This is a genomic window from Limosilactobacillus sp. C0001E2, from assembly GCF_056590915.1.
Genome location: NZ_JBWPXC010000003.1, coordinates 52,990 through 65,475 on the forward strand (window position 1 = coordinate 52,990; position 12,486 = coordinate 65,475).

Genomic DNA, 12,486 nt, shown 5'->3' on the forward strand with positions numbered 1-12,486 from the left:
AAATTTTTTAGCGCGCAAGAATTTCTTTAAGATCGTCTTCAATTGATGCAAGTGGATGACCTAACGCTTCTTCAAAATCATTGCTTTGCTCGCTTAATGTACCATCTTCAATTGGAGCTTGGAAGGAGGAGAAAAGTTCAGCAGTTGCGTGGTCAGTTCCGGCATTTTCAAGATACTTTGTATATTCTTTGGCAGTTACTTGTTTAATAGCAAAGTTGTTGCCAGTAGCTTTTTGGAGGGCATGTCCTAAATCTTCGTAGGAGCGTGGAGCACCAGCGAGTTCATAAACTTCCTTTGGGTTATCCATCATGACAACTTTTGCGGCAGCTTCAGCATATTCACGTTCAAGAGCCCATCCAGCAGTATTGTTTGCCCAGTATATTGCATCATTATTTGAAGCACCACTTTGCAGGAAGACAATTTCATTTTCAAGGTACCAGTTATTTCTTAAGAAAGAATGGTTGATCCCGGCATCTTTGATGGCATTTTCTGTTTCTCGGTGATCTTGGGCTAAAGCGCTGGTTGAAGTTTGCGCATTAGGAAAACTAGTGTAAGCGACAAATTTAATGTTATTGGCTTTCATAGCATCAACAACATTCTTTTGGGCAGTGCTACGGGGAACGGCGCCACCGGGTTGGGATGAGATAAAGAGAACTCGATCAATTCCTTTAAGCGAGTTAATCATACTTTCCTTGTTATCATAATTTCCTTGCCGTACTTCATTATTGGAAAACAGTTGCTTACCTTTTTCAATATCGCGCACAATAACAACGACATTATCAGGGTTAATATTTTCATTGAGAATTTTAACGGCAGCTTGACCAAAGTTACCAGTAGCAGCAGTAACAGCAATTTTCATAATAAAAGACTTCCTTTCGAGTAAAGTTTTAATCGACAGTATTTATAATAACACGTGTATTTTTAAAATCAACAAGTTAATATAAAAACGGGATTTATATCAAAACATTGAAAGCTAATAAATGAGTAAAAAAGCAATCAATAGCAAAAATCTGTAAATGTACTCCTAAAAACGTGATACTTTTAAACCAACAACTATTTAGAAGCGGTCTGGAAATTGTTCTCTGAAAGGGCACTTAATCCGTATAGTAAAATCTAAAGCAAAAAAGGTCAGCTTAAGCAGTTTCACTGCCTAAGCTGACCTCAAAATATTTCATCAGGATGGTACAAAGAGCTGATTTTGTCAGTACCTCCGCATTTTTAGATACTATGAATGGTTATTTAGATGGTTCATCGTTGGAATGATCGTCCGTATAGACATCTGAATAGTCGGCATTTTGTGATGCGCTCGCAAGGGCATCTAAGTCCACTGTCGTATTGGGATCACCATAAACGGTTTCTGGACCAGATAATTTTTCTCCTGGTTGCATGTCTTTGAGCCCCGCAGGAATGTGGATCCGTGCAGAAATCTTATTAGCATCAAGCCGCCAGACGGTCACTTTACCTAACATCCGTTCCGTAAATTTGGGGTGTTCTTTGATATAATGGTCAGTCATGACATTGAGACCGTGTAGCATTTCCTGATGATCGGTTACCTTCGTTACAATTCCCTGTCCAATGACACTCTTAAACTCAGCACTGTAATGGAAATGCTTTGGTACAAGGCGGAATTTTTGCCCGCCATCCAGTTCAAAACCAACGTGGGGATCAGCAGCCAATAATCGACCGGTGGTGTGGGTATCGTCACCATGGAACCAAAGCGTATATTGACCGTCGATTTCCTCATAGCCAAAATGAACGGGGGTTTGATAAATGCTTTCGCCATCATGCATTCCAATTACTAAAACTTCCATTTCATCCAGGACTTGATTAATATGTTCGTGATCAAAATAGGTATCGGCTTTCATAATGAACCTCCAAGAGAATTAGTTAATTTAAGTGTAACAAATTTTGGGTTATCCATCTATGGAATCGTTGTCATTAGTGAGCGCTTTTTCTCCCGCCCAGTGATTAATGGGGCCAAAGTTTTGACCAACTGCCAGCGGATGGTGAATAGCGACATCTACAAATTGGTTAGCCCGCTTAATCGCGTTGACCACAGGCTGCCCCTTTGCTAATTCTGCAGTAATGATGGCCGAGAAGGAGTCGCCAGCCCCGTTGACTTTATTAGTTTTAACAAACCGATTGTTCATCCAAAAATCGGTACCATCCGCCAAGAGAACGTAATTATGAATAAGCGGCTGGGCTTGATCATGGGAACCTTTAATTACCACGTTTTGAGCACCCATCGCTTGGAGCTGGTGGGCACCTGCCACGATATCATCCCGATTACTAAAGTCGTGATCAAGAAGTTCTTCAGCTTCGGTAAAGTTAGGAGTTAATACTGTGGCTAGCGGAATTAATTTATGACGGAAATCCACAAAGGCGTCGTCACTAAGGAGTCGATTGTGGCGCTTAGTGATAATGACCGGATCAACAACTAAGGGCCCAAAGGCAGTCGCGGAATAGCAGTTAGCCACGGTTTTGATAATAGCTGAATTGGCCAGCATTCCAGTTTTAGCAGCTGTGATGTGAAATTCGGCCAGGTCATCAAATTCTTCTTTGATAAAACTAGGCGACATAGTGGTAGATGCAGTAATTGTTGTTGCATTTTCCGCTACGACCCCAGTTAAAACACCGTGACCATAGATTCCAGCCGCATAAAATGAGTGTAGGTCTGCAGCTAAGCCGGCACTTCCATTTGAATCGAAGCCGGCGATTGTTAATGCTTGTTTCATAAGCTTCCTCCGTTCTTAAAATTCCACCATTACCATAACATAAAAATCCGGAATGCCAAGCGACATTCCGGATTGAATAGTTAATTTATACTATTTGTCTTGTGGTTCAACACCAGTACCATCATAGCAACGTTCTAAGAGTTCCTTCAGTTGACTTACTAATGGTTCAACTGGGTTGGTAGTAGTACATTGATCTTCGTAAGCCAACACAGCCAACTTATCAACGGCTTTGTCAAAGTCTTTGCGACTAACACCGTTGGCCTTAAGGCTCAGTGTTACACCACATTCATGAGCTAATTCAATAATCTTTTGAACGTAGGCTTCCATTAATTCTTCATCAGTGTCACCCTTTAATCCTAAGAACCGTGCAATGTCTGCGTAATCCTTTGTGGCATGGTAAGTAGCGTAGTGTGGCCACATTGCCAACTTTTGTGGGCGCTTAGCATTGAAGCGAATTACTTGGGGAAGGGCGATTGCAATACAAAGACCGTGAGGAAGATCAAAGGCACCACCCATCTTATGAGCGAGGGAGTGGTTAATACCAAGGAAGGCTTGACCAAAGGCCATTCCGGCAATCGTTGAGTAGTTATGCATCCGCCGCCGGGCATCTTGATCACCCTTCACCGAAGCTGCCAAGGTTTCCATAACCCCTTTGATGGCTTGAAGTGACCAACCACGAGTATAATCAGTGGACATTACTGAAACATAAGATTCAGTAGCGTGACAAAGGACATCTAGTCCAGTATAAGCAGTGGTCTTTGGTGGCACAGTTTCAACGAATTGTGAATCAACAATCGCAATATCCGGAGTTAAGGCATAATCAGCTAATGGATACTTAACATGGGTCTTAGAATCCGTGATAACCGAGAAACAAGTAGTTTCAGAACCAGTCCCAGAAGTGGTTGGAATCCCAATGAATTGAGCCTTGTGTGGTTTACCAATTTGGTAAGCCCGCTTCCGAATATCCAAGTACTTCTGCTTAACCCCATTCCAGCTAGTTTCTGGGTGTTCATAGAACATCCACATTGCCTTTGCAGCATCCATTGGTGAACCACCACCAAGGGCAATAATTGTGTCAGGCTTGAAGTCACGCATTAACGCAACCCCTTTGTTGACAGTATCAGTTGATGGATCTTCTTCAACTTCGTCAAATACTTGGAAGTGTGCTTCCAGCGGACGTTGACGAAGTTGGTCAATTACCCGTTGCGCGTAACCACGCTTAACAGTTCCTGGACCGGTAACGATAAAGGCCCGGTTAATGTTTGGAATGTCTTGCAATTCCTTTAATGAGTTCCGTTGAAAGTAAACTTTTGGGGGAATCTTAACCCATTGACGGTTTTCACGCCGTTTTGCAATTACCTTGTAGTTTAAGAGGTCATAGTCAGAAACGTTATGCGAAACGGAATTCTTACCATATGAACCAGTTCCCAGGGTTAATGATGGGGTCATGTTGTTATAGATGTTACCAATCCCACCGAGTGCAGAAGGTGAATTTACGATAATCCGGGAAGCCCGCATTTCTAACCCGTATTGAGTTGCTAAACTGTCATCTGTTGTGTGAATAGCGGCCGTGTGACCTTCACCACCATAATGCAGAAGTTCCTTACACTTATCGAAGGCTTCTTTGTGGGAGTGAACTCGATACATGGTTAGGACTGGGGATAGTTTTTCTGCAGAAAGTGGGTAGTCGTCACCAACTCCTTCGTATTCAGCAATTAATACCTTGGTATTGGCAGGAACGTTCTTCAAACCACACATTTCGGCAATGTCGTTTGCGGAACGACCGGCGATTGGTCCAGCAACTTGGTGGCGTTTAGGATCGATAAAGCCCTTGGTGAAAGTATCAATTTCGTCTGGCTTAATGAAGTAACAATTCCATTTCTTCAGTTCAGCTTTGACTTGATCGTAGATTTCATCGTCAACCACGATGGAGTTTTCTGAAGCACAAATCATCCCATTATCAAAGGTCTTTGAAAGAACGATGTCATAAATAGACCGTGGAATGTTGGCTGTCCGTTCAATATATGCGGGACCATTACCAGGGCCAACCCCCAATGCTGGGTTACCAGAGCTATAAGCAGCTTTAACCAGGCCTGGACCACCAGTAGCTAAGATGGTTGCTGTCTTTTCGTGTTGGAGAAGGTCAACAGTTGCGTAACGTGAAGGTTTAGTAATCCATTGAATTACATTCTTTGGGGCACCTGCTTCTTCAGCTGCCTTTTCAAGAATTTGGGCGGTGTGGATAGAGGCTTTTAATGCTTGTGGGTGCATCGAAAAGACAATCGTGTTCCGCGTCTTCAAAGAAATGATTGACTTGAAAATAACCGTTGAAGTTGGGTTAGTAACTGGAACCACCCCAGCAATGATCCCTAGTGGGTCGGCGATGGTAATAGTTTGGTTTTCATCATCATCTTTGATAATGCCAACGGTCTTATCGTGGCGGATGTTATTCCAAATGTATTCACTAGCGTAGATATTTTTAATGGCCTTATCTTCGGCAACTCCACGGCCAGTTTCTTCGGCAGCTTCCATTGCCAGTTCCATGTGGTGCTCTTCAGCAGCGAGGGCCATGGCTTGACAGATATGGTCAACTTGTTCTTGGGTAAAGTTACGTAGTTCGTTAAAAGCAACTTCACTCTTATCCATTAAATCATCAATTTGTTTTTTTGCTTCCGCAGCTTGATCAGTCGCAGTTGCTTCGGTAACTTTCTTTTTTGAATCAGCCATAATAATAATTCTCCCTTGTTATTGAAAAAGTTTGTTAATAACTGAACAATTACAGTATACAAAATATTTTTGAAATGTAAATAGTAATTGTGAATAAAAACACAAGACCGGTAAAGCAACTTTCTCACAAGGTTTTATGGTAAACAAAAGAGTCAGAAATATAAAGGCTATGCCGATGCTGATGATAGCGTTTACACTAAAATTCGGTATAGTTTGTGAAACGACTAACAAAAATTAAAAAATAAATATTGTTGCAGCTATGAGCAGGTATAAAAAAACCGCGACAATTAATGTCGCGGTTAGCAATCATAATTAATTACGAGAATTGCGATCTTTACCAGCATTAGGATCTTTGACATGGTAGTCGCTATCGTTCATTGCTTCAACTGCACCGAGCCGGTAACCATTACCAACTTGACTAAAGAAGTCATGGTTAGAAGTGGTGGTTGAAATTCCGTTCATCACGACTGGATTAACATCCGATGCAGTATCTGGGAACAATGGATCCTGACCAAGGTTCATTAAGGCCTTGTTAGCGTTGTAACGAATAAAGGTTAGAACATCGTCAGTCCAACCGATTTGGTCATAAAGTAGGTGGGTGTAATTTTCTTCATTATCGTATAGTTCATAAAGGAAGTTATACATCCAATCTTTCATATCTTGTTGTTGCTTTTCGGTTAGTTGACGCATACCAACTTGGAACTTGTAACCAATGTACGTTCCGTGCACTGATTCATCCCGTAAAATCAATTTGATGATTTCGGCAACGTTATTCAACTTATTATGCCCAAGATAGTAGAGTGGAGTGTAGAAACCAGAGTAGAACAAGAACGTCTCTAAGAAGACATTTGCAACCTTTTTCTTCAGAGGGTCAACACTTTCGTCTAGGTAGATATTACCAATTTTAACAGCTTTATTTTGTAAATATTCTTCACTATCTGACCAGTCAAAAATTTCGCGAATTTCATCTGGAGTATTTAAGGTGGAGAAGATGGTGGAGTAAGACTTAGCGTGAACTGATTCCATAAATTGGATGTTATTTAAAACTGCGGTTTCGTGCTGCGTTTTAACATCCTCTTTCAAGGCAGTTAATCCTGCTTGAGATTGAAGGGTATCTAGAAGGGTTAAACCACCGAAAACGTGGCCAACGGTCCATTGATGATCGGTGTCTAATTCACGCCAATCATCTAAATCATTTGAAACAGGAATTCGGGTATCTAACCAGAATTGCTCGGTTAACTTTTCCCAGGTGGCTTTGTCAATCATATCGGAAACTTCATTCCAATTGATGGCCTGATAGTTTTTAATTTTCATTCGTTATCTCCTTATTAATAAAACGATTAAATCCTTAGTAATTATATCGTGTTGACTAAATTACGCAACTCTCACATTGGTTAGCACCAATTTCGTCTTGATCGTCAGTAAATGTCCGAATGTAGTAGATTGATTTGATACCCTTTTGATAAGCATAGTGACGAAGGATGTTTAAATCCCGAGTGGTCATCTTATCTGTGCGACCGTCTTTCCATTCATACATTCCTTCAGGGATGGTGGAACGCATAAAAAGTGTCATGGAAAGCGATTGGTCAACGTGTTGCTGAGCAGCTGCATAGGTATCAATCACTGAACGCATGTCAGTATCATAAGCAGACTTATAATAAGGCATTGTGTCATTGCTTAGATACGGAGCTGGATAATAGATTTTACCAATCATCTTTTCTTGCCGTTCTTCAATTTTATTGATGATCGGCTGAAGACTGGAAGTCGAATCGCCAATGTAAGAAGTGGATCCGTTTGGCGCTACCGCAAGCCGGTAAGCATTATAAATACCGTCTTCCATAATCGCTGCTTTTAGTTGCTTCCAATCATCAATCGATGGAATAAAGATTCCTGCAAAGAGTTCTTGAACAGCTTCTGATTGTGGTCCCCAATCTTTTGTAATGTATTTATCAAAGTAGGAACCGTCCGCATAGGCGCTTTTGTCGAAATCAGCAAACGTTTCATGTCGTTCAACGGCAATTTCATGTGAAGCGACCAACGTCCAGTAGTTTAATAACATGAAGTAGACACTGGTAAATTCTAGGGCAACCGGAGAACCATATTGAATGTGGTGTTTTGCGAGATAACCGTGCAATCCCATCGCGCCAAGTCCAATTGCATGAGAACGAGCATTTCCACGTTTGATTGATGGGACAATGTCAAGGTTTTCAATATCAGAAATATGAGTTAGACCACGGGTAATAGCACGAATTGACTTACCGAAGTCGGGAGTTTCCATCATATTTGCAATATTAGTAGAACCTAGGTTACATGAAACATCCGTCCCTAATTCTTGGTAGGTTTGATCATCATTCACGACGGAAGGCTTTTGCACTTGGGCAATTTCAGAACAAAGGTTGCTCATGATGATTTTACCGTCAATCGGATTGGCACGATTTTCAGTGTCAATATTAACGATGTATGGGTAACCAGACTCTTGTTGTAGTTTAGAAATTTCATCTTCGAGGTCGCGGGCATTAATTTTCTTTTTGGTTATTTCATCGTTAGCGACCAGGTTATCGTACTCTTTAGTAATATCAACGTAGGCAAATGGTTCGCCATAGACCCGTTCCACATCATAAGGACTGAACAAGTACATATCCTCATCGTTTTCAACAAGTTCATAGAATTTATCAGGAACGGTAACCCCTAGTGAAAGAGTCTTAATTCGAATTTTTTCATCGGCATTTTCCTTTTTGGCACCAAGAAATTCGACGATGTCTGGGTGGAAGACACTGAGGTACACAACTCCGGCGCCTTGTCGTTGTCCCAGTTGGTTAGAATAAGAGAATGCATCTTCCAAAAGTTTCATAACTGGGACCACACCACTGGCGGCACCTTTAATCTTTTTAATTGGGGCGCCTGCTTCTCGCAGATTAGTTAAGTTGATACCAACACCACCACCAATCTTGGACAGTTGGAGGGCAGAGTTAATGGTCCGACCAATGGTATTCATATTATCCGTGGTTTGGATTTCAAAGCAGGAAACGAATTCGCCCCGACGTTTACGCCCCGTATTAAGGAAGGTGGGGGTAGCTGGTTGATAACGTTGATTAATTAATTCATGCGCTAAGTCCATCGCTAAGTCCTCATTTCCATTAGCGAGGTAAAGTGCATTCATTGCTACTCGATCGATATAATTCTCTAAGTAATATTCCTTATCATTTGTCCGCAAAGCATACTGAGCATAGAATTTATATGCTGCCATGAATGAGTGGAAATGGAAGTGCTTAGATTTTAAATAGTCATATAATTTGTCAATAAATTCGTTACGATATTGACGAATGAATCCTTCTTCCAGATAGTCATGGTCGATTAGCCACGTTAGTCGTTCTTGAACAGAAGCAAAGTGCTTAGTATTTGGTTCAACGTTATTTTTAATAAAATCGTCTAATGCTAACTTATCTTTGTCTAATTGGATTTGACCATTCTTAGGAATATTGATTTCGTTGTTGTAATCAAAGTATTTAACTTTGGTTAGGTCGATGTCTGATAAAGCCATAAATTCACACACTCTCTTATCTCTTAGGTTGATTAAAAATAGCAAAAATAAAACAGGCACTGTATATTTACCGGTGCCTGTTAAGCTTGAAACCCTTAGGCAAGTTGTTTCAGCATGTCAGGACGAAATCCAGAAAAGGCATCGCCGTTAGGAAGCTTAACCACAGGTGTGGCACGAAAGCCATCAGCTTTAAGCCGTTCAATAAATTCTGGTTGTTCATCAATATTATGTTCGACAAAGCTAACATTATGTTGTTTGAGAAACATTTTGGTCATTTTACATTGGACGCAATTATTTTTTGAAAAGACAGTTACCATCACTCTCATCCTCCCGAAGATTAATCTAAATCTTGTAATTGATGTTTCTTAGTATAGCTTTTTTCGGTAAAAAATCAACGTGTAAACAGCAGATATTGTGTTATTAGTTTTATTAATCCACCATATATGGTGGTGGTAAAGCGTTTTCGTTTTTCTACTTTTTTGTAAATTAATTTTAGAGGAATGACTGAATTGACAGTCGATTTTATTTTAAAATTAGGTATGATAGAAAGAAAATGGACCACAAATTGTTGTTTGGAGGTGACGTATGGAGATGTTTGATTATACGGAACCGGCAGACTTTATGCGAGCGGCCATTAATGAAGCCCACCAGGCAGAGTTGTTAGGCGAGGTCCCAATTGGGGCGGTCATTGTTAAAGATGGACAAATTATTGGTGCGGGACATAATATGCGTGAGAAATATCAGCAGAGTATTTACCATGCTGAAATTTTGGCAATCATGGAGGCTTGTGATGCGCTCCATAGTTGGCGATTAGAAGACTGCGATCTTTACGTTACTTTGGAGCCATGCATTATGTGTAGTGGTGCAATCATTCATTCACGTCTGCGCCAAGTATATTACGCTGCACCGGATCCAAAGGCTGGAGCAGTCAATAGTTTATATACATTACTGAATGATTCCCGACTAAATCATCAAGTGACGGTTCATCAAGGGTTGTTACAGGATGAGTGCAGTCAGATGTTAAAACACTTTTTTCGTGAAATTCGCCAAAGAAAAAAATTAGCAAAACGAAAAAGAAACCGTGAACAAGACTAGTTTTTACTTAAGAAATAGTGTATGATATTTATTGCCGTAAGGCCTTAGGGCAAGGACACGCTTACGAACCGTGTCAGATCCGGAAGGAAGCAGCACTAAGTTTGATGTGTTTTGTGCTCTAAGTTGATATGCAATTAACTCAAGGGACTGGCAATTGCCAGTCCCTTTCTTTTTAGATTCAAAAAAATCACTATATAGTAGAGTTGTACGGGAGGAGGGAACATTGCCCCCTCCTGGTTATTTTTGTTGTATGAAGTCAAGATTTCGCTTTTATCCCGTGAGTAAAACCTAGTATAATATTTAGCAGAAGTTTGTTCATCAAGGAGGAAATTTATGAGCTATCAAGCATTGTATCGGGTTTGGCGACCACAGCGGTTTGCTGATGTTGTTGGACAACAAGTCATTACCCAGACGTTAAAAAATGCGATTATTACCAATCAGATTAGTCATGCTTACCTCTTTGCTGGGCCCCGGGGAACTGGTAAAACTTCGGCAGCCAAAATTTTCGCCAAAGCGATTAACTGTCACCATCAAAAAGATGGGGAACCTTGTAACGAATGTGAGATTTGTCAATCAATTACTGCCGGAACGTTAAACGATGTCATTGAAATTGACGCCGCTTCTAATAATGGTGTGGAAGAGATCCGTGATATTCGTGATAAGGCTAAATATGCGCCCACTCAAGCAGATTATAAGGTTTACATAATTGATGAAGTCCACATGTTATCGACGGGAGCGTTCAATGCGCTACTTAAGACTTTAGAAGAACCACCAGCTAACGTTATTTTTATTTTGGCGACCACTGAACCACATAAAATTCCGTTAACAATTTTAAGCCGGGTGCAACGGTTCGACTTTCATCGGATTTCACCGCAGGATACTTTTGACCGAATGAAGTATATTTTGGATCAAAAGAAATTTAAGTATGAAGAAAAGGCCTTATGGGTGATTGCGAATGCAGCTGAAGGTGGAATGCGGGATGCACTTAGTATTCTTGATCAGGCCTTATCGTTTGGCGATGATGATGTAACATTAGATGATGCTTTGCTGGTAACTGGAAGTGTTACCAAAAAGCTACTACAAACGTACTTTCAACAGGTTGCTACCCATGAAGGCCCGGCTGCCTTGAAGACGATGGACCAGATTTTGGGTCAAGGAAAAGATGGACAACGCTTTATTGAGGATCTAATTTCCTTTATTCGTGATTTGTTGTTGTACCAAGAGTCACCGGAGCTAATTGAAATAGCAGCAACAGGGTTAAAAGAAGCGGACTTTCAAGAACTTAGCCAGTTAGCTAATGCTCAACAACTCTACCAGATGATTGATGTCTTAAATCAAGTTCAAGATGAAATGCGTTTTACTACCCATCCAGATGTTTATTTGGAAGTATTAACGATTCGATTGAGTCAAATTAGCAGTGAGCAACCATCGACAACTGTGACTGCCGATCAACAAGAAATTGATCAGCTGAAGCAACAGGTTCAATCTTTGCAACAGGTGGTGCAAAAGTTATCAAAGCAGGCTCCACCGGTTAATCAGCCTCGAGTACAGCCTAAAAAGTCGGCACCAACTGGTCAACCAGTGCGGATTAACCTGGAACAGGTTTACCAAATATTAGATCATGCTACTAAGCAAGATTTAGTTGATTTACAAAATATGTGGCCAGATATTTTAAATCTGCTGAATCCAGCTTATCGGTCACTGATTGAACTTTCTAAGCCGGTTGCAGCGAGCCCGGATGGGGTTGTGGTAGCGTTTGATAATGGTTTTTTACTTCAAAAAGCGTCAGTCGGGAATTTGGCTGATGATGTCAATCAAGGGCTGGAAAAGATTACCGGTAGTGAACGGCATGTTGCGTTTGTCCCGAGTGGCAAATGGCCACAAATCCGGCATGATTTTTTGGCAGATCGGGGCTATTTTAAAAAGCAGTCGACCACTCAAGTAAAAGATCCAGTAAAGACGAGTCAGCAAAAGCAACATGATCAAATCACCAGTCAAGCGGAAAATTTTTTTGGAACTGGTGATGTGGAAATTAAGAACGATTAATAATGTTAATAAAGGAGAAATAAAACAATGCGCGGAATGAACGGAATGAATATGCAACAAATGATGAAGCAAGCCAAAAAAATGCAAAAGCAGATGATGGCAGAGCAAAAGGATTTAGCAGCACAAGAATTTGTTGGAACTGCACCAGATGACATGGTCAAGGCTAAGTTTACTGGTGATAAAAAGTTAGTTGACTTACAAATCAAGCCGGAAGCGGTTGATCCTGACGATGTTGAAATGTTGACGGACTTAGTTGTGGCAGCGGTCAATGATGGCCTCCAAAAAGTGGATGCTGCAACGCAGCAAAAACTTGGCAAATACACTAAAGGACTAGGAATGTAG

At 40.9% G+C, this 12,486-nt stretch carries 10 protein-coding genes and 1 other RNA gene; 4 read left to right on the plus strand and 7 right to left on the minus strand.

What is annotated here, in order from left to right:
* Nucleotides 1-7: 7 nt before the first annotated feature.
* From AC1EKL_RS03985 to nrdH, 7 genes are all read right to left on the minus strand, one after another.
* On the minus strand, nucleotides 8-859 hold the full coding sequence (locus tag AC1EKL_RS03985; protein WP_480190007.1) for an NAD(P)H-binding protein: 852 nt from the start codon (nucleotides 857-859) through the stop codon (nucleotides 8-10).
* 376 nt (nucleotides 860-1,235) lie between these two features.
* A complete protein-coding gene (locus AC1EKL_RS03990) occupies nucleotides 1,236-1,865 on the minus strand; it encodes a pyridoxamine 5'-phosphate oxidase family protein (RefSeq protein WP_480190207.1) in 630 nt (209 codons plus the stop codon).
* Nucleotides 1,866-1,913: 48 nt separating this feature from the next.
* Entirely contained in the window at nucleotides 1,914-2,735 is an 822-nt protein-coding gene (thiD, locus tag AC1EKL_RS03995; RefSeq protein WP_480188508.1) for a bifunctional hydroxymethylpyrimidine kinase/phosphomethylpyrimidine kinase, read from the minus strand.
* A gap of 90 nt (nucleotides 2,736-2,825) precedes the next feature.
* On the minus strand, nucleotides 2,826-5,462 hold the full coding sequence (gene adhE / locus AC1EKL_RS04000) for a bifunctional acetaldehyde-CoA/alcohol dehydrogenase (protein ID WP_480188509.1): 2,637 nt from the start codon (nucleotides 5,460-5,462) through the stop codon (nucleotides 2,826-2,828).
* Between the two features lie 312 nt (nucleotides 5,463-5,774).
* Complete coding sequence (nrdF, locus tag AC1EKL_RS04005; protein WP_480188510.1) at nucleotides 5,775-6,776, minus strand: class 1b ribonucleoside-diphosphate reductase subunit beta; 1,002 nt, start codon at nucleotides 6,774-6,776, stop codon at nucleotides 5,775-5,777.
* A gap of 55 nt (nucleotides 6,777-6,831) precedes the next feature.
* The gene (nrdE, locus tag AC1EKL_RS04010) at nucleotides 6,832-9,003 is read right to left on the minus strand and encodes a class 1b ribonucleoside-diphosphate reductase subunit alpha (RefSeq protein ID WP_480188739.1); all 2,172 of its coding nucleotides are present in this window, start codon (nucleotides 9,001-9,003) and stop codon (nucleotides 6,832-6,834) included.
* Between the two features lie 95 nt (nucleotides 9,004-9,098).
* On the minus strand, nucleotides 9,099-9,320 hold the full coding sequence (gene nrdH, locus AC1EKL_RS04015; RefSeq protein WP_006917048.1) for a glutaredoxin-like protein NrdH: 222 nt from the start codon (nucleotides 9,318-9,320) through the stop codon (nucleotides 9,099-9,101).
* A 268-nt stretch (nucleotides 9,321-9,588) separates the two neighbouring features.
* Between nrdH and tadA the strand changes: the two genes are divergently transcribed.
* From tadA to AC1EKL_RS04035, 4 genes are all read left to right on the plus strand, one after another.
* Nucleotides 9,589-10,098: a tRNA adenosine(34) deaminase TadA gene (gene tadA / locus AC1EKL_RS04020; protein ID WP_480188511.1), complete on the plus strand. Its 510-nt coding sequence runs from the start codon at nucleotides 9,589-9,591 to the stop codon at nucleotides 10,096-10,098.
* Between the two features lie 36 nt (nucleotides 10,099-10,134).
* Nucleotides 10,135-10,234: signal recognition particle sRNA small type (ffs, locus tag AC1EKL_RS04025), an RNA gene on the plus strand.
* Nucleotides 10,235-10,431: 197 nt separating this feature from the next.
* The gene (gene dnaX, locus AC1EKL_RS04030; RefSeq protein WP_480188512.1) at nucleotides 10,432-12,144 is read left to right on the plus strand and encodes a DNA polymerase III subunit gamma/tau; all 1,713 of its coding nucleotides are present in this window, start codon (nucleotides 10,432-10,434) and stop codon (nucleotides 12,142-12,144) included.
* Nucleotides 12,145-12,171: 27 nt separating this feature from the next.
* Nucleotides 12,172-12,486: a YbaB/EbfC family nucleoid-associated protein gene (locus AC1EKL_RS04035; RefSeq protein WP_480188513.1), complete on the plus strand. Its 315-nt coding sequence runs from the start codon at nucleotides 12,172-12,174 to the stop codon at nucleotides 12,484-12,486.